General features: G+C 56.7%; 23 protein-coding genes. 7 read left to right on the top strand and 16 right to left on the bottom strand.

What is annotated here, in order from left to right:
• Nucleotides 1-2 precede the first annotated feature (2 nt).
• A complete protein-coding gene (locus ACR0LN_RS00810) occupies nt 3-323 on the top strand; it encodes an ArsR/SmtB family transcription factor (RefSeq protein WP_480427023.1) in 321 nt (106 codons plus the stop codon).
• Entirely contained in the window at nt 320-745 is a 426-nt protein-coding gene (locus tag ACR0LN_RS00805) for an SRPBCC family protein (protein ID WP_480427020.1), read from the top strand. Before ACR0LN_RS00810 ends, ACR0LN_RS00805 begins: the two co-directional genes overlap by 4 nt.
• Nucleotides 746-952: 207 nt before the next feature.
• On the opposite strand, the gene ACR0LN_RS00800 is transcribed toward ACR0LN_RS00805, so the two are convergent.
• The 5 genes from ACR0LN_RS00800 to ribB all read right to left on the bottom strand — a co-directional run bounded on the left by ACR0LN_RS00800 (nt 953) and on the right by ribB (nt 4,993).
• Nucleotides 953-2,338 (bottom strand): PIG-L family deacetylase, encoded by a 1,386-nt coding sequence (locus ACR0LN_RS00800; RefSeq protein WP_480427018.1) that lies wholly within the window; start codon nt 2,336-2,338, stop codon nt 953-955.
• Between the two features lie 144 nt (nt 2,339-2,482).
• Nucleotides 2,483-2,779 (bottom strand): hypothetical protein, encoded by a 297-nt coding sequence (locus ACR0LN_RS00795; RefSeq protein WP_480427017.1) that lies wholly within the window; start codon nt 2,777-2,779, stop codon nt 2,483-2,485.
• 59 nt (nt 2,780-2,838) lie between these two features.
• On the bottom strand, nt 2,839-3,321 hold the full coding sequence (gene nusB / locus ACR0LN_RS00790; RefSeq protein WP_480427014.1) for a transcription antitermination factor NusB: 483 nt from the start codon (nt 3,319-3,321) through the stop codon (nt 2,839-2,841).
• Nucleotides 3,318-3,869, bottom strand: coding sequence for a 6,7-dimethyl-8-ribityllumazine synthase (locus tag ACR0LN_RS00785; protein ID WP_480427011.1), 552 nt, complete (start codon nt 3,867-3,869; stop codon nt 3,318-3,320). Before ACR0LN_RS00785 ends, nusB begins: the two co-directional genes overlap by 4 nt.
• 2 nt (nt 3,870-3,871) lie before the next feature.
• Complete coding sequence (gene ribB / locus ACR0LN_RS00780) at nt 3,872-4,993, bottom strand: 3,4-dihydroxy-2-butanone-4-phosphate synthase (protein ID WP_480427010.1); 1,122 nt, start codon at nt 4,991-4,993, stop codon at nt 3,872-3,874.
• Nucleotides 4,994-5,259: 266 nt separating this feature from the next.
• On the opposite strand from ribB, the gene ACR0LN_RS00775 reads away from it, so the two are divergent.
• Complete coding sequence (locus ACR0LN_RS00775) at nt 5,260-6,372, top strand: phosphatase PAP2 family protein (protein WP_480427009.1); 1,113 nt, start codon at nt 5,260-5,262, stop codon at nt 6,370-6,372.
• Here the strand turns inward: ACR0LN_RS00775 and ACR0LN_RS00770 are convergent.
• Nucleotides 6,327-6,929: a riboflavin synthase gene (locus ACR0LN_RS00770; RefSeq protein WP_480427007.1), complete on the bottom strand. Its 603-nt coding sequence runs from the start codon at nt 6,927-6,929 to the stop codon at nt 6,327-6,329. The two genes, ACR0LN_RS00775 and ACR0LN_RS00770, sit on opposite strands and share 46 nt — an antisense overlap.
• Nucleotides 6,930-7,067: 138 nt before the next feature.
• Here ACR0LN_RS00770 and ACR0LN_RS00765 point away from each other — a divergent pair, with 138 nt between their 5' ends.
• From ACR0LN_RS00765 to ACR0LN_RS00755, 3 genes are all read left to right on the top strand, one after another.
• Nucleotides 7,068-8,366: a capsule biosynthesis protein gene (locus tag ACR0LN_RS00765; RefSeq protein WP_480427006.1), complete on the top strand. Its 1,299-nt coding sequence runs from the start codon at nt 7,068-7,070 to the stop codon at nt 8,364-8,366.
• Between the two features lie 92 nt (nt 8,367-8,458).
• Nucleotides 8,459-9,589, top strand: a complete 1,131-nt coding sequence (locus ACR0LN_RS00760) for a polysaccharide biosynthesis/export family protein (RefSeq protein ID WP_480427004.1) — start codon at nt 8,459-8,461, stop codon at nt 9,587-9,589.
• Nucleotides 9,589-11,586: a capsular polysaccharide biosynthesis protein gene (locus ACR0LN_RS00755; protein ID WP_480427001.1), complete on the top strand. Its 1,998-nt coding sequence runs from the start codon at nt 9,589-9,591 to the stop codon at nt 11,584-11,586. Before ACR0LN_RS00760 ends, ACR0LN_RS00755 begins: the two co-directional genes overlap by 1 nt.
• Here ACR0LN_RS00755 and ribD read toward each other — a convergent pair.
• From ribD to ACR0LN_RS00725, 6 genes are all read right to left on the bottom strand, one after another.
• Nucleotides 11,583-12,683 (bottom strand): bifunctional diaminohydroxyphosphoribosylaminopyrimidine deaminase/5-amino-6-(5-phosphoribosylamino)uracil reductase RibD, encoded by a 1,101-nt coding sequence (gene ribD / locus ACR0LN_RS00750; RefSeq protein WP_480426999.1) that lies wholly within the window; start codon nt 12,681-12,683, stop codon nt 11,583-11,585. The two genes, ACR0LN_RS00755 and ribD, sit on opposite strands and share 4 nt — an antisense overlap.
• Nucleotides 12,680-13,150 carry a transcriptional regulator NrdR gene (gene nrdR, locus ACR0LN_RS00745; RefSeq protein WP_170792101.1) on the bottom strand — a complete coding sequence of 157 codons (471 nt, stop codon included), beginning with the start codon at nt 13,148-13,150 and terminating at the stop codon, nt 12,680-12,682. The genes ribD and nrdR overlap by 4 nt, the downstream gene beginning before the upstream one ends.
• Before the next feature lie 121 nt (nt 13,151-13,271).
• Nucleotides 13,272-13,685 (bottom strand): secondary thiamine-phosphate synthase enzyme YjbQ, encoded by a 414-nt coding sequence (locus tag ACR0LN_RS00740; RefSeq protein WP_480426998.1) that lies wholly within the window; start codon nt 13,683-13,685, stop codon nt 13,272-13,274.
• A gap of 15 nt (nt 13,686-13,700) precedes the next feature.
• Nucleotides 13,701-14,090 (bottom strand): hypothetical protein, encoded by a 390-nt coding sequence (locus tag ACR0LN_RS00735; RefSeq protein WP_480426997.1) that lies wholly within the window; start codon nt 14,088-14,090, stop codon nt 13,701-13,703.
• Nucleotides 14,091-14,176: 86 nt separating this feature from the next.
• A complete protein-coding gene (locus tag ACR0LN_RS00730; RefSeq protein WP_480426995.1) occupies nt 14,177-14,719 on the bottom strand; it encodes a DUF4166 domain-containing protein in 543 nt (180 codons plus the stop codon).
• The gene (locus ACR0LN_RS00725; protein WP_480426993.1) at nt 14,720-15,181 is read right to left on the bottom strand and encodes a thiol-disulfide oxidoreductase DCC family protein; all 462 of its coding nucleotides are present in this window, start codon (nt 15,179-15,181) and stop codon (nt 14,720-14,722) included. It abuts the gene before it with no gap.
• A gap of 295 nt (nt 15,182-15,476) precedes the next feature.
• On the opposite strand from ACR0LN_RS00725, the gene ACR0LN_RS00720 reads away from it, so the two are divergent.
• Nucleotides 15,477-16,496 carry a helix-turn-helix transcriptional regulator gene (locus tag ACR0LN_RS00720; protein ID WP_480426991.1) on the top strand — a complete coding sequence of 340 codons (1,020 nt, stop codon included), beginning with the start codon at nt 15,477-15,479 and terminating at the stop codon, nt 16,494-16,496.
• A gap of 186 nt (nt 16,497-16,682) precedes the next feature.
• Here the strand turns inward: ACR0LN_RS00720 and rpoD are convergent, their stop codons facing one another.
• From rpoD to ACR0LN_RS00700, 4 genes are all read right to left on the bottom strand, one after another.
• The gene (gene rpoD, locus ACR0LN_RS00715) at nt 16,683-18,671 is read right to left on the bottom strand and encodes an RNA polymerase sigma factor RpoD (protein ID WP_480426989.1); all 1,989 of its coding nucleotides are present in this window, start codon (nt 18,669-18,671) and stop codon (nt 16,683-16,685) included.
• A 114-nt stretch (nt 18,672-18,785) separates the two neighbouring features.
• Complete coding sequence (gene dnaG / locus ACR0LN_RS00710; RefSeq protein WP_480426987.1) at nt 18,786-20,735, bottom strand: DNA primase; 1,950 nt, start codon at nt 20,733-20,735, stop codon at nt 18,786-18,788.
• Nucleotides 20,736-20,815: 80 nt separating this feature from the next.
• Nucleotides 20,816-21,115, bottom strand: a complete 300-nt coding sequence (locus ACR0LN_RS00705; RefSeq protein ID WP_480426985.1) for a hypothetical protein — start codon at nt 21,113-21,115, stop codon at nt 20,816-20,818.
• A gap of 126 nt (nt 21,116-21,241) precedes the next feature.
• Nucleotides 21,242-22,672: a Glu/Leu/Phe/Val family dehydrogenase gene (locus tag ACR0LN_RS00700; RefSeq protein WP_480426982.1), complete on the bottom strand. Its 1,431-nt coding sequence runs from the start codon at nt 22,670-22,672 to the stop codon at nt 21,242-21,244.
• Nucleotides 22,673-22,907 lie beyond the last annotated feature (235 nt).

Here is a 22,907-nt window from a genome sequence, read left to right as displayed (position 1 = left end):
AAATGCAGCACCGAACACAAAACGCATTTCGCGCGCTGGCCGATCCAACCCGGCGCGACATTGTGCAAATGCTTTCAACACAGGACATGACCATTGCCCAACTGACCGAGCGGTTCGACATGACCCGCGCGGCTGTCAAAAAACACCTGACCGTGCTGTCGGATGGCGGCTTGATCACCGTCGAGGCCCGCGGGAGGGAGCGCGTCAACAGATTGGAACCCAAAGGGATGGCCCCTGTTCTCGACTGGCTCAGCCACTTCGACCAATTCTGGGATGACCGCCTGAACAATCTCAAAGAAGCCATTGAAAGGAAAGACAGATGACGAATGCCGTTTTGCAAAAAACAATCTTTCTACGGGCCGAGCCAGAAACCGTATGGGCGTACTTGACCGAGCCCGACCGACTGGCCGAATGGTTCCACAAACCTGAGCGCCCTTTGGCCGCCGGACAAAAGCTTGAGATGTTCGGCACCACCAGTGGCGATCTGCTGATCTGGGGCGAGGTACGCGTTGCCCGGCCGCCGGAGTACCTGGAGTATACGTTCACAGTCAAACCCATGGGTGACGCCGTCAGCGTGGTCAAATGGACGCTCAGCCCAGTTCCCGGCGGCACCAGGCTGGAGCTTCAACATGAGGGCCTACCGCAGGATGCCGAAGCCTTCGGCCTTATTCTGGCGCTGGACAAGGGCTGGGACGAGCATTTCGGCAAAATGCGCACCGCCCTGCACGAAACTGTCGACGCCTGACCCCTTGTGCAAACCCGCCGCAACCCCTACTTAGGCGCGTGGCGGGTTCTGCCCTTCTTGTGACTGGTAGCATTCTGGTGGCCTTAAGCAATTCCGAGGGGGCTGGCTCTGTTCAGGTCCTGGCCTGATTACCTGGCGCCCACCTGTACATACAGGTCCTCGGGAATCACACCGCACGGTTGACTGGTGGTCCCGCCACATTTTTCCCTACCCTTCGATCTCGGAGAGATCCTGTAGGGCAAAAGTCTCGTCGGACAGCGCGAAGTCATACATCCTGCGGCCGTTCCACTGCGGCATGTATTCGTCGAACAGCGGATTCTTCTGTTCGGGTAAAGACCGCACTATCAGGTCAGAATCCTGCATTCCGACGCCGAAATTTAATACCCGCGCCTCCCCATAACGCTGAGCCGCTTGTGCCACCGCATGATGCAACAGAACATGTTCGACATGCCCATACTCCCCCACATGATTATGCGTAATGACAGTCGCCGGCTTTATCTGCTCCATAAGCGCAAAAGCCGAACCGCTGAGCAGTCCGAACAATGGGTGACGGTTCAGCGGACGCAGTATTTCTGGTGGATGATCCTCAGGCGCAGACGGCAATTGGATGAAACGCCGCAACCTCCGGTGATCCCGCTCGACCGCAAAAGGGAATTGAACCCTGCGCGCGCCAAGCGCATCACAAACGCGCTGCATCGCCGCCTCACGCGTATCGGTATCTCGACGGTTTGAGGCTGGACGGAAGAAACAGGCTATCGTTATGTCCGCACGATCTTTCAGGTGAGACAGGGTGGACCCACAAAACAGAGTTTCATCGTCTTGATGACACACGCAGAGCAGAATGCGGTCATCCTTGAGACTTGCAAGGCTGACCCTGCCCGCTGCAACACCCGGCCCCGTCTCCAACACATCATAGTTGCCGCTTTGAATGGCATTAAGCCGCGAAGAGGTAACCCGACGCGCGCGGCCTTCTGCGATTAGTTTCTCTGAGCTGGCCTTCACGTGACCATTCTTGTTGTCGCCCTGCAGGAGATAGCATCGGTCGGCCAGACCCGGCCAGACGGCCTCTAACTCAGCAATTCTGCTGTTCTTCATTGCATCCAGATGCAACAGATCAATAGGACCGAAGGGGCGCTCTGTCGCTGCTTGCCGCAACCCGTCGATGGCATCTGACATGTATAGTTTAACGCGTTCGGGAAACCTGTTTTGAAACCACGTAAAAACGGTCGGCACATAAATATCCACAGGCGGCCAAGAGGGACGCAACCGCTGCCCAAGATCAATCCCGATAAAAGTCAGGGAAGGGTTGGAATGCAGGGCCAGCAACACGGCATGCCCGCCGGCGACGCCCACTTCAACGAAACACTTACTCGCTTGCGCCATCTGAACCAAAGCGCGCCGCTTAGGCTCCATCCCAGGCACCAGATCACCTAAATGGAAATCCTGCTGCATATGGCCGTAGCAAACATTTCCGTTGATGGCGACAGGTTCATCAGCCTGGGTCAGGCTATCGGCAATGGCCCGGTTCAGGTCTTCAAGATCTTTCCGGAAGTCCTGAGACGCGATGACCTCTTCATAGGTTGGAGTGTTCACGGGTCCTGCTCTTTTCGTGCCAGTCGTTCTGTTTGACCGGCATCAGATGGCAAGGTACTCGGATATTCAAGGGGTAGATAGTCCAAAAAAGATCAGGGTTTCATGGCGACTTAGCCATTTTCACGTCACGTTTTCTGTGTGTTTTCAAGTTTCTTTGACTTCTACCGTCGCAGGCTTGAAACTGACGGCTACAGGAGTTCCACGGCGTGGACCCTTGGGTCTTTCAGCCATGCTCATGATCGCATAGGCGAATTGAACGCCGGCGAAGACGATGCCATTCATGAACCAGATCATGAATAGCGCGATCAGGCCAATATCAGATCCGGTTATCAAGTTACGTAGATTGGCAACATTCAACGCCAGCAAAACCCCGACAAAAATCGCCGAGATAACAAATCCCCAAACAACCTGTGTAATGTACAGACGGATCAGTTTCGGCATCGTGGGCCTCCTTGCGCTATGGTGGGAAGTCTAGCACATGACCCGCGGCGGTAAAGGCGTCAGAACGCCTCGGGTTGGGCCTCGCGCGCCATGTGATCCAACACGGCGTTGACGAATTTTGGCTCTTTCCCTTCCGGGAAAAAGGCGCGGGCCACGTCTACGAATTCGGTGATAACCACCTTGGGAGGCGTGTCGCTTTGGGTCAGTTCCGCCCCAGCGGCACGGAACGTGGCGCGTAGTGTCGGATCGATACGTGCGATAGGCCATTTGGCCACCAGCGCTCGATCGGTCATCTGATCGATGGGGGCCTGGTAATTCACGGCATCCTCGACCAGTTTGCGGAACAGGCGGATATCGCCGTCCAGCATTTCCTCGCCCTCATAGACGGCGCCAAAACGGTGATCCAGAAACTCGTTCACAACCTGCTCGGTCGTCTGGCCCGACTGCTCCATCTGGAACAGCGCCTGCACGGCATAGAGCCGCGCGGCGGATTTCATCAGGCGTTTCTGGTTGGCCGGTTTTGGCGCGTCTGTCTGGGTCATGTTGTCGTGGATCCGTTGCTGTCGCCCGCCACAAGGATGGACTCGGACGGTGGCTTGAAACCGACGCCCTTTTTCGAAGCGCCCCACTTACGGCTGAGTGCGATCAGATGCAAGGCCGCTGCGGCTGCGCCGCCGCCTTTATTCATCTTTTCAGGGTTCGCGCGCACCTCGGCCTGATCGTCATTCTCAACTGTCAGGATGCCATTGCCGATGAGAAGACCCTGAAGGCCCATCAACTGGATGGCACGGCTTGAGTCGTTGCAGACCGTTTCGTAATGCGTCGTCTCGCCACGAATGACGCAGCCCAGCGCGACGTAACCGTCGAAATTGCACTGGCGGTCAGCCATGGCGATAGCAGTGGGAATCTCCAACGCGCCGGGGACTTCGACCACCTCGCATGTACCACCTACGGCTTCGATCTCGGCCTTGGCACCCGCAACGAGATTGTCGGCGATGGCACGGTAGAAGGGCGCCACCACAAGCAGCAGTTTCACAGGCTTGTCGAAGGTCGGCGTAGTCAGCGCGCCATGTTTATCTTGCTCAGCCACGATCAGTCTTCCTTGAAAATCGAGCGGGTGCCGACGATGGACAGGCCAAAAGCGTCGAGCCCCAGATACTTTGTTTCCGGTGAATCCGTCAGCAGGATCAGTTCATGTATCCCCATCTTGGACAGAATCTGCGCTCCCAGGCCGGTTTGCTTGATGGTGCGCGGACCTTCGTCCTCGGCCGCGTAAAGCGCGTTGCGGGGTTCGCGGAACAGACAGACGACCCCGCGCCCCTCGGTCGCGATCTTTTCCATAGCGCGAGGCAGTTCCAGCGCCGATTTGGGCCCTAGACCAAGTACATCCGACGCGCTGTGCAACGCGTGAGTGCGCGTCAATACCGGCTCGGGCGTTGTAACATCGCCCTTGACCATAACCACATGCTCAATGCCGTGGGTCTGGTCGGTAAACAGCCGCATTTCCCACTCGCCACCATATTCCGAGGTGACCGTTTCGCGCGATGTCTCGACCACCAAGTTGTCATTGCGCGAACGATAGGTGATCAGGTCGCTGATCGTGCCGATTTTCAGGCCATGTTCTTTGGCGAATTCCACCAGATCCGGCAGGCGTGCCATTGAACCATCGGGCTTCATGATCTCACAGATCACACCCGAAGGGTTCAGCCCCGCCAGACGCGATATATCCACGGCAGCCTCGGTATGGCCCGCACGCACCAGCACCCCGCCTCGCTTGGCGCGCAGGGGGAAGATATGGCCGGGGGTTGCGATATGCGCCATCGTGTTCTGTTCGTTGATGGCCGTCGCCACCGTCAGCGCCCGGTCAGCGGCGGAAATGCCCGTGCTGACACCTTCGCGTGCCTCTATCGAAACAGTAAACGCAGTCTCGTGGCGCGAAGAATTATTTACAGCCATCATCGGCAGCCCCAACGCATCCACACGTTCTGCAGTCATCGGCAGGCAGATCAGCCCGCGCCCATGGGTCGCCATGAAGTTGATCGCCTCTGCGTCGGCGAACTCGGCCGCAATCACAAGATCACCTTCGTTCTCGCGATCTTCATGGTCGACAAGAATATACATCCTGCCCTTGCGGGCCTCTTCGATAATATCCTCGATCGGGCTGATCGCGTCGCGCAATTGGGCCTCGACGGGTCCGGGGGTTTCAAAGCTCATGAAACAGCCTTTCGCAGAGCAAGTTTGAGGGGGTGGATAGACCAACCGGATCGCAAATGCCAGACCGCAAACGACTGTAACGCGTTGCCAAACACACCGCCCACAGACATCTGAGACCCGTTGTAATTAGCCTCGAATCGAAGCCAATGACGCCAATCCGCAACCATTGGATGCCAATCGGCCACAAAAAAGCCCAGATACCGTCAACCGCACGCCAAAATATGGCAGGAGTTTTACTGGGAATTTAGTCAATCGGATTTCAGGGAATGGCAAACTCAATCTACGGGACTTTTTTTGCTGGTCTCAACGCCGCCGGCCACACGCTTGGGTCGGCGCTTTGGCGTAATCGCCTGTTTCTTTCTATCGTTCTGCTGCACATGTTCGCTGGTGCGGCTTTCAGTGCGCTCAACGGCATTCCATATTGGTCGATGTTGTTGGGAAGTCTGGCCGCAATTCTGCTGATGATCTTCAAATACACCGTAGTGTTCGCCGCCTTTTTTCTTGGATGGCGATTACTTTATGCCATGTTTCGCGCAAAACCCAAAAAGCCGATCTCCTGGATGATCGCCGACACCCAAAGTTTTCTGTCAAAAAACATAAGGATTGTTGACGGTACAGTGTGTTTTCTCGCTGTTGCTATACTTGCTAATACATTTACCTGCCTCAAGAACTTGATCTCTGTTTTTGTACCATTTTCGTGGGATCCATTATTCGCCGAACTGGACAGAACGCTACACGGCGGGTTCGACGTTTGGACCCTTCTGTGGCCCGTATTCGGGTACCCCTTTGTGACGACCGCAATTAACTTAGCATATCATTTATGGTTTATACTGCTCTACGTGCTGGCGTTTGTCGCAGCGTATGACAAACGCGACCCGGAAAGAGGCATGATCTATCTGGTGTCGTTCGCTCTGACATTCATCATAGGCGGCAATATTCTGGCAACGCTGTTTTCCTCAGTTGGCCCAGTATATTTCGAGGCGTTCGGATTTGGCGACCAATATGTAGCGCAATTGCGCAACCTAGAAATGCTTGACGAGGTCAGCCCCGTCTGGGCCCTCAATGTACACGAATTACTCCTGAACAATTTTCATAGCGAGGGAGTTGTCCGTGGCATTTCCGCGATGCCCAGCATGCATGTCGCAAGCAGTGTTCTTATGGCGCTCTACGCGTTCCGGTTCTCGCGCTGGGTCGGGTGGGCATTCACCGCTTTCGCCGTGGTAATCCAAATCGGTTCCGTTCATCTTGCATGGCACTATGCGGTTGATGGCTACTTTGGCGCTATCGTCGCGTTGGTCTGCTGGTATCTCGCTCGTGTGCTGACCAGAGCTTTCTATTTGGGTTCCGTGCGGTTCCAATCTGCAAGTCTGGCCACGTAACGGGCAAGTGTGTCGATCTCAAGGTTCACCTGATCGCCCATGGAAACATCGCCCCAAGTTGTCACCTCTTTGGTGTGTGGGATGAAATTGATTCCAAATTCGCACCCGTCCACATCATTGACGGTCAGTGAGGTTCCGTTCAGCGCAACTGAACCTTTCGGCGCGATAAAGCGAGCCAAATCCTTGGTGGCGCGCAGAGTAACACGGGTGCTGTCTCCTTCGTCCTGAAGGGCGACCACCTCGGCCACGCCGTCGACGTGACCCGAGACGATGTGCCCGCCCAACTCATCCCCCACCTTCAACGCACGTTCAAGATTGACGCGCTTGCCCACCTGCCAACTATCCAGATTGGTTTTTGATACCGTCTCGGCGCTAATCTGCACATCGTACCAGTCATCTCCCAGCGCGATCACGGTCAAGCAGACGCCGTCACTTGCGATCGAGGCACCGATATCGATGCCCGCCGTGTCGTAATTTGTTTTGATCCGGGCCCGCAGATCGCCCTGCTGATCCAGCTCGATGACTGTGCCGATATCGGTAACGATCCCTGTAAACATTTCGCTAACCCTTAGTCCATATCTTGATCCAGATTTCCAAGCCGAGGTAAGCCCAAGAGGCCTGTCGGGCAAGCCCCACCTTGCCGATATAGGACCAAACGGGCATAAAATCCGGAACTAGGGGCAAGAGCAGAAATGATGTCACCGGGCGCAAAAGACCTGAATCGTCGTGTATTCCTGTTTCTGCAGGGACCTCATGGCCCGTTCTTCAACGGGCTTGGACGTATGCTGCGGGCTTCGGGGGCTGAAGTCTGGCGCGTTGGCTTCAACGCAGGCGATCAGGCGTTTTGGTTCGACAAATCCTCCTACATCCCGTTCCAAGGCACTCTTGATCAGTGGCCAGAAACATTGTCGGACCTGATCAACAGCCGGGGCATCACCGATATCGTGCTGTACGGCGACACGCGCCCGATCCACGCCAGCGCCGTTGAATTGGCAAAAGCCATCGACATCACCGTCCATGTATTCGAGGAAGGCTATCTGCGCCCTTGGTGGGTTACATACGAAAGGCTTGGTTCGAACGGAAACTCGCGTCTGATGTCTTTGGGCGTAGATCAGATGCAGCATGCGCTGGATCATTCTGTGACACAAACCCCACTCCCGCCGTCGCATTGGGGTGATATGCGACAGCACATCTTCTACGGGGCGCTCTACCATTGGTTCGTAATGTTTCTGAACCAGCGCTATCGAAACTTTCGACCCCACCGCGAATTGCCAGTATCAAAGGAATTTCGGCTTTATTTCAAACGGCTAGCATTCATGCCGTTTCACAGACTCCAACGCCATTGGGCCACGGCACGCGTGCGGTGGGGGGGCCATCCTTATCATTTGGCTTTGCTGCAACTTGGACACGACAGCTCGGTGCAGTCCCATTCTAACTACTCCAGTATGTGTGACTTTCTGAAGGACGTGATTGAAGGATTCGCCAAGGGTGCGCCATCGCATCACCGACTGGTGGTAAAAGAGCATCCGTTGGAAAACCACCGCGAACCCCTACGACGTCGCGTGCGCCAGATTGCGCGGGACCATGGTATTGCTGCCAGGGTTCACTACGTCCCGGGGGGCAAGCTGGCCAGATTGCTGGACGAAGCGAGTTCGGCCGTCACAATCAATTCCACCGCCGGGCAACAGGTATTGTGGCGCGGCATTCCACTGAGAATCTTCGGCAGATCTGTCTATGACAAGCCAGAGTTTGTCTCGCGACAGCCATTGCCTTCGTTCTTTTCGATGCCGATGCCGCCGGATCAGGATGCCTATCAAAGCTACCGCGAGTTTCTGTTGAAAACGAGCCAGATACCCGGAGGGTTCTACTCTCGCCGAAGCCGCCGACAGTTACTGCGCGGCGTGACAGATAAGATGTTGAGCGCTGGAGATCCCTATCAAGCCGTTCTGTGCTACAAAGAGGCGCGAACGCCACAGTTAAGGATAGTTGAATAAAACGGATAGGTTGGCGCTAGATGTTATCCCGCGAATTGGGTACCCTGCGCCAAACAAAAAAACTAAACAAACACGACTGAGGATAACCGGCAGTGAAGCGCTTTCCAATCCGATGGATCCGGGGGATTTGTCTTGTGACAGCAATGGGCCTGCTGGCCGCATGTCAATTGCCCAAGGCTGGCCCGAACAAGAGTGAAATTCTGTCGGGATCGACCGCACAAGGCGGCAACGCATTCGTTGTCGAAGTTGACGATCGCGTTACGAAAGCAACGTCGGTTATTCCGCAATACGGTTTTTCTTCGTCCTTCCTGACAGCCCCAAATCTGGCCGCAGATACAGTTCGCCCCGGCGACGTTCTTGGCCTGACAATCTGGGAAAACGTGGATGACGGCCTGCTGTCCGGCGAACTGAGCGGCTCCACCCCGCTTGAGCAGATGCAGGTCGACAGTGAAGGCTTTATTTTTGTTCCCTATGCAGGTCGCATTCGGGCCGCTGGCAACACGCCCGAGCAATTGCGCCAACTGATTACCGATAAACTGCAAGAACAAACACCTGACCCTCAGGTCGAAGTGCGTCGAACTTCTGGGGATGGCTCGACCGTTTCATTGTCCGGAGAGATCGGTGCGCCGGGCGTCTACCCCATCGAGAGACCCAGCAGAACCTTGCTGGGAATGCTGTCGCAGGCCGGTGGCGTTGCTGTCGGTTCTGACATTGCAATGGTGACACTGATCCGCGGCGATCAACGGGGGACGGTCTGGTACGATGATCTGTTTCAAAACCCAAAACTGGATGTCGCATTGCGCGGCGGGGATCGTATCCTCGTCGAAGCGGATAGCCGGTCCTACATCGCACTTGGGGCGACAGGTCAATCGCGTGTGGCCTTTGATACGCAAGACCTGTCTGCGCTTGAGGCGCTGGCACAGGTGGGCGGTTTGCAGTCACTGTCGTCAGACCCGACCGGAATCTTCGTCCTGCGCAAGGAAAGACAGGACGTTGCCCGTAGCGTGATGAGGCGTTCTGACCTGCAAGGGGATCAGCGCATGATCTACCTGCTCAACCTTACTGCCCCCAATGGTCTTTTTATTGCCCGCGATTTCGTGATCCGTGACGATGACACAATCTACGTGACCGAAGCGCCATATGCACAGTGGAGTAAGTCGATTTCGCTGATCGCGGGTGGTTTGACGCCGGTAGCTAACGTTGCCACGCTGACGGGCGGCTGATGCAGGGTGAGCCGACAGCCGGGACACAGCGCACCCGGCTGCTTGTCTATAACGGCGGCTTCCTGACGCAGAGGCGTATCAGGCGTATTCTTTACCTGTCCGGTTATGACATCCGTCTTGGCCTGCCGGGGGACGGCGACCACGTTGGTGTTTGGGGTAACAGCCCAACCGCACTTCGCGGCCTGACAATCGCCGCCCGACACAACGCTCCGGTGATTAAAGTCGAAGACGCATTTCTACGTTCTTTGCACCCGGGGCGCTTGGGGGAACCTCCAATGGGCCTATTGCTTGACCGATCCGGGGTTCATTTCGATCCAACGCAGCCATCAGACCTTGAAACCCTGTTGGCGACGCATCCGCTGGACGATACCGCATTGCTTGACCGGGCCCGCCACGCGGCGGAAAGGATGCGCGAACTGCACCTCAGCAAGTATTCTGCCATCGACCCGACATTGCAGCCGCCGGATCCCGGTTATGTACTGGTGGTCGATCAGGCGCGGGATGACGCCTCGGTCCGCGCGAACGGGGGGGATGACGGCCGGTTCCGCGAGATGCTGGTCATGGCGCAAGAGGAAAACCCCGGTGCCCGTGTTCTGATCAAGGTACACCCGGAAACCGCTAAGGGGCTTCGCGGCGGGTATTTCTCGGAACAGGACGAGACCGACCGGGTCTCATTGTTAACCGCACCAATCAGCCCATGGACCTTGTTGGAAGGCGCGGTCGGCGTTTATACCTTGTCCTCGCATATGGGGTTTGAGGCTATCATGGCTGGACATAAGCCCCGAGTCTTCGGTCAGCCCTTTTATGCGGGTTGGGGGCTGACACAAGATGAAGAGTACATTCCACGCCGCCAGCGAAACCTGACCCGCGCCCAGTTGTTCGCGGCGGCAATGATCCTCTATCCCACATGGTATGATCCCTATCAGGATCAATTGTGCGAACTGGAAACCGTCCTCGACACACTTGAAGCCCACGCACGCGCTTGGCGGCAGGACCGCAAGGGCTGGACCGCGTCAGGCATGCGTTTGTGGAAACGCAAACACATTCAACAGATATTCGGGCGCGAAAAGAAGGTCCGGTTCACCGATGGTCCCTTGGAGCCCTCCGACAGACCTCACATGGTTTGGGCCAGTCAATCCCGCGGAGCGGAGGAAGTAGTCAGGATCGAGGACGGTTTTCTACGGTCCCGAGGGCTTGGCGCTCGCCTTGTGCCACCGCTTTCTCTGGCGACGGACGATCTGGGCATCTACTACGACCCGACGCATCCAAGTCGGCTGGAAGAGCTGATCACCAAACGTGAGACCCTGCGCCCGGATCAGGAACTGCGGGCTGAGCGACTGGTAACGCAGATCATCACGGGCCAGCTCAGCAAATACAACACTGGAGGAGACGCGCCGCCTCTGCCTGAGGGGCACCGCATTTTGATCCCCGGTCAGGTCGAAGACGACGCGTCGATCCTGCTGGGCACATCCAAAGTGCGCACAAACAACGATCTGCTGCGCGCCACGCGTGAGGCTAACCCAGATGCGATCCTGATCTACAAGCCCCACCCGGATGTCGAGGCCGGGCTGCGTGAAGGGGCCATTGACGACGAAGGGCTTGCCGACGTGATCGCTTACGACACCAATCCGGCCGCATTGCTGTCACAGGTACAGGAAGTCTGGACAATGACATCTCTGCTGGGGTTCGAGGCGCTGTTGCGTGGGGTCAGTGTGACAACCTTCGGAGCACCTTTCTACGCCGGATGGGGTTTGACGACGGACCTGGGAACAGTACCCGCACGTCGCGGAGCACGGCCGTCATTGTTGGGGTTGGTACATGCGGCACTGATCGACTACCCTCGTTACCTTGATCCGGTCACCGGCCAGCCCTGCCCTGTCGAGGTTGCGTTGCAACGCCTAGCTGACGGGGATGATCACGCAGGCGACCTGTCATTGCGGATATTGTCCAAACTGCAAGGCGCGTTTGCCACCCATGCCCATCTGTGGCGACGCTAGCGCAAGGCCCGAGCCCAACGGTGCAATACGTCCGGTCCTATGTTCCGTGCTTCCATCAACTCGAACCGAGGGGCCGCGTCCAAACTTTCCAATCCGAGCGCCCCAATCGCGGGTAAACCCTCGGCGCCTATTGTCAGACCCGCGCTGAAACCGACCAGTTCATCCACTAGGTCTTCTGCCAACAGCGATGCCGCAAGCGCTGAACCGCCTTCACAGAAAACACGTGTCAACCCCGCCTGCCCCAGCTGTTGCAACAGATCGCTGGCGTCTATGTTATGATCGCGCAATGCACAGGGGATCAGACGCGCGCCCAACCCCTCCCAGGCGCGGGCGCGCTCGGCATCCGGGGACGGACCGTGGCACATCCAAACCGGGACTTCGGACGCTGTACGCGCCAGTTGCCCCATTAGAGGGATGTCCAAATGGCGCGAGACGACGACTCGGACCGGCTGCGCTTCAATTCCCAAATCGCGGACCGTCAGCGACGGATCATCGGCTCGCGCCGTCCCGGCCCCAACCATCACAGCATCATGGCGAGCACGCATCGCATGCACTGCGCGCCTCGCCTTTGGCCCGGTGATCCACTGGCTGTGGCCACTGGACGTGGCAATTCGTCCATCGAAACTGCTGGCCAGCTTGAGCGTTACAAACGGCCGCCCCTGTTCCGTTTTCAGAAAGAATCCAGCGTGATCGCGCGCAGCTTGTTGGGCCAAGACGCCTGTGGTGACCTCCACCCCGGCCTCTCGCAGCATGGCAAAGCCCTGCCCGGCCACACGTGGATCGCTGTCTTCAATCGCCGAGACAACCCGCGCCACACCCGCATTAATCAGCGCTTCGGCGCAGGGCGGTGTCCGACCGTGATGCGAGCAGGGTTCCAGAGAGACATATGCCGTTGCCCCTCGCGCGGCCTCGCCGGCCTGCGCGAGCGCCTGCGTTTCACCATGCGGACGACCGCCGGGCTGTGTCCAGCCGCGACCCACGATTCGACCATCACGTACGACCACACAACCTACTGCTGGGTTGGGCCAACACGTCCCCTGCCCGCGCTGACCTAAAGACAAAGCCAACGCCATATATCGCTTATCTGTTTCGCTCACTCGTCTGTCGATGGCTGCGGCGGGCGCAGTTCGTGGACAAACTCCTCGAAATCATCGGCCGCCTGGAAATTCTTATACACGCTCGCAAAACGAACATAGGCCACGGTGTCGATCCGCGCCAGAGCTTCCATGACAATCTCACCGATCTTGTTGGACGGGATATCGGTTTCGCCCATGCTTTCCAGACGACGCACGATGCCCGAAATCATTTGGTCAATACGGTCCGGTTCAATCGGGCGTTTCTGCATCGAAATACGGATCGACCGTTCCAGCTTGTCCCGATCAAAATCTTCGCGTTTTCCATTGGTTTTGATCACCACCAGATCACGAAGCTGCACGCGTTCATATGTGGTAAACCGCCCCCCGCAAGCGGGACAAAACCGGCGCCTGCGGATCGCGACGTGATCCTCTGCCGGGCGTGAATCTTTCACCTGAGTGTCGATATTTCCGCAAAACGGGCAGCGCATCCGCCGTCTCCTCGTCCCTTGTTCGGCCTCTATTTGTAAGCGCTTCGGCTTACTTATCCACAACTATAGGGCAGCCGCTAGGATTTGGGTAGTCGGAATTTTTCACCCCAATATAAAGGGGTCACATAAAATGAGCCGCCACCTTTCGTCGATGCGGTGCGGTGCGGTGCTCAAACAAATAAACGCCCTGCCACGTCCCCAGAACCGGGCGCCCCGAGGACACCGGAATCGAAAGCGAGACAGGCAAAAGAGCGGCTTTGATATGTGCGGGCATATCGTCCGGGCCTTCATAGGTATGCCGTATGTAGGTCATAGACGGATGATCCGAAGGGGGCACCATCCGGTCAAAAAAGGCGCGCAAATCCGTTTGCACTTCTGGATCAGCGTTTTCCTGAATCAACAGCGAACACGACGTATGCCGCACAAACAGAGTCAGCAACCCGTCATCGCCGACCGAATTCAGCCAGTGCCGCAGGTCCGAGGTAAATTCGTAAAGCCCCGGACCCTGCGTCGAAATTATGAAGTCGGTCTGCATCCGTAAGTTGGTACCTTAGTTGATGAAAGGTCGAATACTGCAGCGGCCATTGGCGGCGGATACAGACATGCTGAAACCGGGTTGAAATCCGGTCGTGATGATACCGCTGCTTTGCTGCGGAACGCCGTCCGGCGGCGTCAGAGAGAACTGAACCGCCGTTCTGCGACCTGTTGCCTCGCTAGGGCCATAGCCGCGCTTTACGTAGATTCGCTGTTGCCAACTGGCACCAAGTGTTCTGCGGGCAAAGTCAGATGCGGCACACCAATACCCATCAACATCGGTGCGCCCGCGAGGGATAACCTCAAAGACCGTATTGCTCAGCGCGACCGTCTGGTAGCCCAACCGAGCGAATGTTGCTGAAGCTGAAGTGGTCAGCATCAGGGCTGCAAAAAATGCGTAAGTCATAACCTTTTTCATAATCTTACTCTTTCCTGTTTCGAGGTAAGCATGGAACTAGTTTAAATTGAAATCCCGCAATGACAGTTCACGATCTATTCAGCCAGGATGTGAACAGGTGCAAGCCAACCGCGATACCGGATCAATGTTCCAAGCCCCGGCATTTCAGCCGACACGTCAAAGCAAAAATGTCCTGTTTCTCCCTGCCATTCTACCGTTGACGAGCGTGGCAGCAAAACAGCAGGGCAATGAATTCCCAATATGCTCAGCCGCCGAATGTGGATCAAGAGACGCCCCGCGTTGATTTCCGGCGCTAACCAAAGGGTCAATACGCCCATTTTCTCACGAACACAGTCAGTGCTGTGATCAAACGTCAACTGAGATCGGGTGGAATGGCCTTGGAAGTCTCGCACCCAATACCACACGTCGCCGGACCGGTTTATCCTGATCTGCACAGGGATGTCGTCGGCTGCTGGTGGAAATCCTCCGAGCCGCAATGCAAGCGCGGTCAGCCACCCCTGCCCCCTGACTATGTTACATTGCCCGGCGAAATGCCCGGGTAGGCTGTGTAACTGACGCACGGCAGGCGGCACGTCTGCATCTGCTGGCAAAGCGCGAAGAAAGGGGTCGCGGTGCACTCAATACCCCTCGGGTAAAAATCTGGATTTGAGCGCTGCGTCCGGGATCAAACAGGTCCGAGAGCGCCCAAAGATTTTGTACCGATTCCGCGCAATAGCATAATAAAGTGGGTCCTTGATCCATTCAGGCAGGAACTTGCACACAGATAAGATTGGCCAGCCCCCCGGCAACGTTCTCATTGCAGCCGCAAAGGCGTCCAGGCGCTGATGTACCTTGCCGTTCACTATCACAAGGTTGGTCTCAAAATCCTCTGTCGGTAAACCTAAATCCTGATACCACCGCTGCCCCAGCGGTGATTGCGCAGTTGCAAACTTAAAGCGCTGCGACGTGTCCCGCGCCACCATGAAGCGAAAGAAACCGGAACACAGAACACATTCGGCATCGAAAACGATGGTGTCCGGCGCTTCCGCCAGTTCGGTTATCGCTGCATTCTGCCTGTATGCTCGATTTTTTAAATCCATCAGAACAAGTTTTCCACTCGGCCCCAAGCTCGGCAATGCGACAAGTGGCCGTTCGCAGCCGAGGAAGGTCAATCAGGAATGTCGGGGAGCCACCGGTTTTGGTGAATTTTGTCCAGGGCTCTGACCTTTTCCCTTAAAAGGTGCTGACCCGACAACGACAGCAAGTTAAGATATGTCAGACCTTGGGTCTTGTTTTCGCGCGCCAAAACCATTCGAATTCCAGACAGTTGAGTAAACCTGCACCACACAAACCGCCGAAAAGCCCGAAATAATTTAAGACACAGTGGAGAAATCCATGGACGTTGATATCGCTCGCATTCAGCTATTGGCTAAAGCGCTTGATCAACACACACAGAGTTCTGAGGCATCTGACCGCATCCTACAAAAATGCGATCTGACCCGAGACGCAATCGCCCCGCCGGCGACAACCTATAGCGCGCACCAAGAAGCGCTGTTTGTGCGTTATGCCTGCGATACGGTCGGGGATATCACTTTCGCAGCGCAATCCGGGCTGCAGTTTTCATCGACCTCCAGCCTGACCGCATACATCAGTAAGTATTCACGCGATTTGCGGCAAGTGATTGAGAATACTTCGCGTTTTCACAAGATCATCGACCCGGCCATCGCCTTCACCTTACGCCTTGCCGGCAACTTTGCGACAATCGAAGCCGAATGGAAGGATGCCAGCTTTGCCCGCTATCACCGAAGAACCGAGTTTCTGATGTTCGCTGGGCTCGCTCGTATGCGGAGCCTCACGCAATCGAACTTCTATCCGATCGAGCTAAGGTTTCAGCACGAAGTCGGTCAAAATAGGGACAAATTTCAGAAACTCGCTGGTTTTCCCGTCGTCTTTGGGGCCGAAAGAATGGAAATCGTCCTCGCCCTATCCGCGCTGGATATGCCAATACCGACTTATGACTCAAACCTTCGTGCGCATCTGTTGCAATACGGAGAACGTGTTCTGGCCGACCGCCGCTCACCTAAGCAAAAGCTGCGCGCGCAGGTCGAAGGGCTAATCACACGTTCGATGCCCGGTACGATTATCCATGCCGATGAAGCTGCTGCCAATCTTGGAATGAGCCCCCGCACCTTTGCTCGGCGGCTCAAGGACGAAGGCGTCACCTATCGCGAAATCGTTGATGACCTAAGATGCGACTTGGCGCAGACCTTTATCACCAACGGGATGCCCCTGTCCGAGATTGCCTACTCTCTTGGATATGCCGACCAACCTGCCTTTTCTACGGCCTTCAAACGCTGGACCGGTCAAGCCCCAAGCACATTTCGCGGACGTCTGGACATTCCGGAACGCCCCTGAACTGGGTGGCCGGGGGTCATCAGCGGCACAGCCTCGCCCCGGCCTGTCCCATGAGTGGACACCGTGGATATAAAGGAGAGCACGGTCTGCGCCTTGTGAGTTGCCGCCAATTTGATTATCGGAGCGGACAACGTGAAAATGTGTGAAGGTATGAAAAAAGGCGCCTCGGTTGAGGCGCCTTTGTCTTTATTGATCCAGGAAGGACCGCAACTTGCGTGATCGGCTGGGGTGTTTCAGCTTGCGCAGCGCCTTCGCTTCGATCTGGCGAATTCGTTCGCGGGTCACGCTGAATTGCTGGCCAACCTCTTCCAGAGTGTGGTCGGTATTCATGCCGATGCCGAAACGCATCCGAAGAACCCGTTCCTCACGCGGCGTGAGCGAGGCCAGAACCCGTGTGGTGGTTTCCTTGAGGTTTTCCTGAATGGCGCTGTCCAGTGGCAGCACGGCATTCTTGTCCTCGATGAAATCGCCCAGTTGGCTGTCTTCTTCGTCGCCAATCGGCGTCTCAAGGCTGATCGGCTCCTTGGCGATTTTCATCACCTTGCGCACCTTCTCAAGCGGCATCTGCAGCTTTTCGGCCAGTTCTTCCGGCGTAGGCTCGCGGCCGATTTCGTGCAGCATCTGACGACCGGTCCGAACCAGCTTGTTGATCGTTTCGATCATGTGGACAGGAATACGAATGGTCCGCGCCTGATCTGCGATAGACCGCGTGATCGCCTGACGAATCCACCAGGTCGCATAGGTCGAGAATTTGTAGCCACGGCGGTATTCGAACTTGTCCACCGCCTTCATCAAGCCGATGTTCCCTTCCTGAATAAGATCAAGGAATTGCAGGCCACGGTTCGTGTACTTTTTGGCGATCGAGATCACCAGACGCAGGTTGGCTTCGACCATTTCTTTCTTGGCCTGCCGCGCCTCTTTCTCGCCTTTCTGAACCTGCTGCACGATGCGGCGGAATTCAGAGATGTCCAGACCGACATACTGACCGACCTGAGCCATATCGTTGCGCAATTCCTCGACCTTGGCGGTCGAGCGTTCGATGAACATCTGCCAACCACGGCCCGGCTTTTCGGCCATTTCGGCCAGCCAGTTCGGGTCCAGCTCGCGGCCACGATAGGCGTCAATAAACTCACGACGGTTGATCCGAGCCTGGTCGGCCAGTTTCACCATCGAGCTGTCTAGCGACATGATACGGCGGTTGATGCCATAGAGCTGGTCGATCAAAGCTTCGATACGGTTGTTGTGCAGGTGAAGGCCGTTCACCAGCTCAACGATCTCGGCGCGCAGCTTCTGATAGGTCTCTTCGTCCTTTTCGCTGAACGAACCATCCTCATTCAGAGTGGCGGAAATTCGGCTGTCCTGCATCTCCGACAACATCGAGAAGTCAGTCGAGATGCGCTCCAACGTGGTCAGAACCTGATCCTTCAACGCGGCTTCCATCGCGGCCAGCGACATGTTGGCCTGATCGTCGTCGTCGTCATCGTCGTCATTATTCAGTGGGTTGCCGTCGGCATCCAGCTCAGGGCCAGTGTCCTTAGCTGGTTTTGCCGCCTGCACCGCCGAAGTGTCGACAACGGGTTCTTCGACGCCACCATCTTCGTCCATTTGGTTGCCAAAGGTGGCCTCCAGATCAATGACGTCGCGCAGCAGAATGTCTTCGGACAGAAGTTCGTCGTGCCAGATGGTGATCGCCTGGAAGGTCAGCGGGCTTTCGCACAGACCGGCGATCATGGTGTTGCGACCTGCTTCAATCCGCTTGGCGATGGCAATCTCGCCCTCGCGGCTCAGCAGTTCGACGCTGCCCATCTCGCGCAGATACATGCGCACCGGGTCGTCGGTACGATCGAGTTTTTCAGTAGCGGCCCCGGCCAGCGCAACCTCACGATTGCTGTCCGTGGTCGTCAGCTCGGTCGAGCCTTTGTTCTCTTCTTCTTCGGCCTCTTCATCTTCGATGATGTTGATGCCCATCTCGGACAGCATCGACATAACGTCTTCGATCTGTTCCGAGCTGACCTGATCAGGCGGCAGAACCTGATTCAGCTGGTCATAGGTGATGTAGCCTTTCTCGCGGGCCTCGGCGATCATCTTCTTGACCTGGGCCTGGCTCATGTCCAGCGAGATTTCCTGTTCCTGCTCGTCTGATTTGCGATCTTCGGACGTGTCTTTGGCGGCCATTCAATGCTCCTGCAGGGATGGGTGATTCGTTTGAACCGAATCATTAGCGCGTAGAAGTGATTCGGCCACCCGTTTACCCGTTTTTCTTTTCCAGTGCCTTACGAAAACACCACTTTACCGGCGTTTCCGCTCAAAATTGATACCTGACATGATCGCCTGAAACGCATCTTTCTCGTCTCGGTTGATTCGCGCGCCGTTGTCAGCGACGTCAAACACGGCCCTGTCTTCATTCTGGCTGCGGCTTGTGCGGTTGCGCTCTTCGGCGGCTTGCGCCAGCCGATAAGTCAGCGCCTCATCAGCAAGATCAGACAGTTCCTCTGCAGCTTCGGCAATCTCAGCATCCAACCCCCGGAGCGCTTTGATCTTTGCGAGTTCCTCGGCCAGCGTCATCTCGGCCTTTTCAACGTCGCCTGGTTTGTACACACAGGGGATTACTGCGACATGGCGAAGGGCCAGCAGGTTTTCAAGGGCACCGGGGCCCAAAGTTTCGGCAATGTGGTCTTTCAGATGGTCAGGATCGTCAATCGCATGACGCAAAATGGCGTGCCGCAGGGCTGAATGGTCAGGGTCGCGGCACTCCATCTCTTCAAGTTCATGCTCGAACTGAATGACGACCTGCGGGTTTAGGGCGGCGATGGCCAAAATGGCGGCTTCACGCAACTGAATCTCGGCATTTTCGGAGGAGGCCAGAAACGAGGCCCGCGCCCCCGCTGTTGCAGGCTGTTTCTGTGGCTGCCATTTCCCGCGCGGCTGCCATTGCCTGTTCTGGGGCTGTCGCTGCGGGCGGAACAATTGCCAGCGAAGGTCTTTAATCTCCTGCCCGTAATGCGACCGGATCGACGGGTCTCGGATCAGCTTGATCTTGTCGCGCAGTATTTTGTCCAGCGCGGCCTTGCGTTCGGGGCTGTCGAACACCTTGCCTTCGGTCTCGCGCTGCCACAGCAGTTTAACCATGGGGATGGCCCCATCCAGCACCGCCTGTACCGCCCCTGCCCCCTCGGCGCGCAGCAGGTCATCGGGGTCCTTGCCCTCGGGCATCAGAGCGAACCGCAGAGATTTCCCGGCCTCCAGCAGCGGCAGAGCCAAATCAACCGCCCGCATGGCGGCGCGCAGACCTGCCGTATCTCCATCCAGCGCGATGATCGGCTCGTTCGAGATGCGCCACAACAATTGCAACTGATGCTCGGTGATCGCGGTGCCAAGCGGTGCGACCGACGCCCCAAACCCAGCCTCGGCCAGCGCAATCACGTCCATATAGCCCTCGGCCACGATCAGAGGCTGCCCCTTACCTGCCGCCTGCCGAGCGGGGCCGTGGTTATAGAGACTGCGGCCTTTGTCGAACAATTCGGTCTCGGGCGAGTTCAGATACTTGGCGTTGTCATTCGGGTCCATAGCCCGCCCGCCAAAGGCAATACACTGCCCGCGCGAATCGCGGATTGGGAACATGATCCGGTTTCGGAACGTATCGTAGGGCTTCTTGCCCTTATTAGACGGCTTGGCCAAACCGGCTGCCAGGATCAAATCTTCCCCGACGTTCTTGCCACGCAAATGATCCCAAAGCGCCTGCCAGCCATCCGGTGCGAAACCAATCTCCCAACGTTCCAGTGCCTGCGTGTCCAGACCTCGGCGCGCAAGATAGTCGCGCGCCGCGCCCCCTGCCCCGGTTTTCAGTTGCAAGCGGAAGAATTGCACCGCCTGCTCCATCACTTCGGCCAGTTGCGAGCGGCGATCCTGCTTTTCCTGAGCCTTGGGATCGCGCGCGGGCATCGGCATCCCGGCCTCGCGCGCGAGTATCTCGACCGCCTCTATGAACGAGACATTTTCGGTCTCTTTCACAAAGCTGATCGCGTCACCTTTGGCGTGGCAGCCAAAGCAGTAATAGAACCCCTTCTGGTCATCGACATGGAAAGACGCGGTCTTTTCATGGTGAAACGGACACGGTGCCCACATGTCCCCCTTGCCTTGGTTCGACTTACGCTGATCCCACATGACCTTGCGCCCGACGACCTGAGACAAGCTCAGTCGGGTGCGCAGTTCATCGAGAAATCCGGGGGGCAATGACATTGCTCAAACCTGCCAGAAATGAAAACGCGCGCCAAGGGGATGGCGCGCGATTGTCCACAAGGAATTCGCCATCCTGTGGATTATTGTTGCAGACAAAGCTCCAACCAAGCCGCTCCGAGATCCTTTTTTCGGACGTCACGCATCTTTTGCTCGTAAACCCAAGGAGTGATCAGCGGGATAGCGTTATTGTAGTTTTCGGGCCAAGTCGGCCCACTATCCGCCACCGCCTGCGGCACGTCGCGTTCTTTCACCTTGTCAAGCCGTGCCTTTTGGATCGCTGCAACGACATCTGCCTGATATTGGCAACTTTGTTCTTTGGTTTCCTCAGCGGCCAAAGATGTGGCCGACAGCAAAATGGCCGCAACGGCGGTACGCAACATGGGGGTCTCCGGAATCGTTTCTTCCGCAGCAGCTTACTCGCCCGCGGCAGTGCCCGCTATCACCCTTTTCGTCGAAAGTGCTTATTTGCGTTGGTGGGGCGTCCAGACACCCCACCAAACATAGTGTCAAAGACCCTTGGCACGGTAACTCTTCGAAACCCGATCAATGGCCACAATATAAGCCGCCGTCCGCAGATCCTCGACATCATCGCGTGAATGCCAAACTTCACGCATGGACTGGTAGGCAATGCGCATCGTGTCGTCGAGGCCCGACCGTACCAGCTCCAACTCATCCGCACCCTTGAGGTATTTGGCCTTGAAGTCAGGGGACATCGACCACGCATCGCCCAAATAGCGATCGAGGCGCTGCAGTTCGCTGACAATCAACTCGTGACGCGCCTCTTCCTGACGGCGCTGCATCCGGCCAAAGCGGATATGGCTGAGGTTCTTGACCCATTCGAAGTAAGACACTGTCACACCACCGGCATTTGCGTACATGTCGGGAATGATCACTGTGCCCTTCTTGCGCAGAATCTCATCGGCACCGGCCGTCACAGGGCCATTCGCAGCCTCGATGATCAATGGTGCCTTGATCCGGTCGGCGTTGGTCAGGTTGATGACCCCTTCAAGCGCCGCTGGGACGAGAATGTCGCATTCCGCTTCAAGAACCGAAGCACCTTCGGCGGAATGCGTGGCATCTGGATAATTTTTGACGCCCCCGTGCTTGACGATCCATTGACGTACGGATTCCACATCGATGCCGTCGGGGTTATACAAAGCGCCATCCCATTCGATGATGCCGACGATCTTGGACCCGTCTTCTTCGCTCAGGAATTTCGCGGCGTGGTAACCCACGTTTCCGAGCCCCTGAACCACAACGCGTTTGCCATCGAGCTTGCCCGAAAGCCCCGCTTTCTGGACATCTTCGGGGTGACGGAAAAACTCGCGCAGGGCGTATTGAATACCCCGACCGGTCGCCTCAACCCGCCCGGCGATCCCGCCAGCGTTCAACGGCTTGCCCGTGACACAGGCCCGCGCGTTGATATCGGTGGTGTTCATGCGTGCATACTGGTCAGCCATCCAGGCCATCTCACGCTCACCTGTGCCCATATCAGGCGCAGGCACGTTCTGAGACGGATTGATCAAGTCGCGCTTAGCCAGTTCATAGGCGAAACGCCGCGTGATCTGCTCCAGTTCATGCTCCTCGTATTTTCGTGGATCAATGCACAGCCCGCCTTTCGACCCGCCAAAGGGCGTTTCAACAAGCGCACATTTGTAGGTCATCAGCGCCGCCAGCGCTTCGACTTCGTCTTGGTTCACGGCCAAGGCGTAGCGAATTCCGCCCTTAACCGGCTCCATATGCTCGGAATGAACCGAACGATACCCTGTAAATGTATGAATCTCGCCCCTCAGACGCACGCCGAACCGCACCGTGTAGGTGGCGTTACAGACTCGAATTTTCTCTTCCAAGCCTGGTGGCAGGTCCATCAGGGACGCCGCCCTGTTGAACATCAGGTCCACACTCTCGCGAAAGCTGGGTTCTTTAATGGCCGTCATTTAATCCTCCGTGCCAACGAACGACTTGCGTTCTGACTTTTTGTCGCACCCAATCTTCAAACGATCAATAATTAAGCAGAAATAAAACCCGAAAAAGATGATGAAATTTCCGAGATCGGCACTGAGTCGCGAATCTCGGTCCGTGTCGACGGGATTGTCGACCACACGACAACAGAACCATGTAGGCCCCTCAAATTATCCCTCTTTTGCCTGCAAACCGGCCAACTCAGTGGCT

This window comes from Ruegeria sp. AA6 (genome assembly GCF_056542865.1).
The sequence above is the reverse complement of the archived record's forward strand: the minus strand, read 5'-3'. Positions and strand labels throughout refer to the sequence as shown.

What these genes read in the sequence shown, in the direction of transcription:
- ribB (WP_480427010.1), bottom strand. Translation starts at nt 4,993, where the DNA reads ATGAGCTTTGAAACCCCCGGACCCGTCGAGGCCCAATTGCGCGACGCG.
- ACR0LN_RS00765 (WP_480427006.1), top strand. Translation starts at nt 7,068, where the DNA reads ATGTCACCGGGCGCAAAAGACCTGAATCGTCGTGTATTCCTGTTTCTG.
- ACR0LN_RS00805 (WP_480427020.1), top strand. Translation starts at nt 320, where the DNA reads ATGACGAATGCCGTTTTGCAAAAAACAATCTTTCTACGGGCCGAGCCA.
- ACR0LN_RS00770 (WP_480427007.1), bottom strand. Translation starts at nt 6,929, where the DNA reads ATGTTTACAGGGATCGTTACCGATATCGGCACAGTCATCGAGCTGGAT.
- ACR0LN_RS00775 (WP_480427009.1), top strand. Translation starts at nt 5,260, where the DNA reads ATGGCAAACTCAATCTACGGGACTTTTTTTGCTGGTCTCAACGCCGCC.
- ACR0LN_RS00735 (WP_480426997.1), bottom strand. Translation starts at nt 14,090, where the DNA reads ATGACTTACGCATTTTTTGCAGCCCTGATGCTGACCACTTCAGCTTCA.
- ACR0LN_RS00700 (WP_480426982.1), bottom strand. Translation starts at nt 22,672, where the DNA reads ATGACGGCCATTAAAGAACCCAGCTTTCGCGAGAGTGTGGACCTGATG.
- ACR0LN_RS00795 (WP_480427017.1), bottom strand. Translation starts at nt 2,779, where the DNA reads ATGCCGAAACTGATCCGTCTGTACATTACACAGGTTGTTTGGGGATTT.
- ACR0LN_RS00755 (WP_480427001.1), top strand. Translation starts at nt 9,589, where the DNA reads ATGCAGGGTGAGCCGACAGCCGGGACACAGCGCACCCGGCTGCTTGTC.
- nrdR (WP_170792101.1), bottom strand. Translation starts at nt 13,150, where the DNA reads ATGCGCTGCCCGTTTTGCGGAAATATCGACACTCAGGTGAAAGATTCA.
- ACR0LN_RS00705 (WP_480426985.1), bottom strand. Translation starts at nt 21,115, where the DNA reads ATGTTGCGTACCGCCGTTGCGGCCATTTTGCTGTCGGCCACATCTTTG.
- dnaG (WP_480426987.1), bottom strand. Translation starts at nt 20,735, where the DNA reads ATGTCATTGCCCCCCGGATTTCTCGATGAACTGCGCACCCGACTGAGC.
- nusB (WP_480427014.1), bottom strand. Translation starts at nt 3,321, where the DNA reads ATGACCCAGACAGACGCGCCAAAACCGGCCAACCAGAAACGCCTGATG.
- ACR0LN_RS00720 (WP_480426991.1), top strand. Translation starts at nt 15,477, where the DNA reads ATGGACGTTGATATCGCTCGCATTCAGCTATTGGCTAAAGCGCTTGAT.
- rpoD (WP_480426989.1), bottom strand. Translation starts at nt 18,671, where the DNA reads ATGGCCGCCAAAGACACGTCCGAAGATCGCAAATCAGACGAGCAGGAA.
- ACR0LN_RS00740 (WP_480426998.1), bottom strand. Translation starts at nt 13,685, where the DNA reads ATGCAGACCGACTTCATAATTTCGACGCAGGGTCCGGGGCTTTACGAA.
- ACR0LN_RS00810 (WP_480427023.1), top strand. Translation starts at nt 3, where the DNA reads ATGCAGCACCGAACACAAAACGCATTTCGCGCGCTGGCCGATCCAACC.
- ACR0LN_RS00725 (WP_480426993.1), bottom strand. Translation starts at nt 15,181, where the DNA reads ATGGATTTAAAAAATCGAGCATACAGGCAGAATGCAGCGATAACCGAA.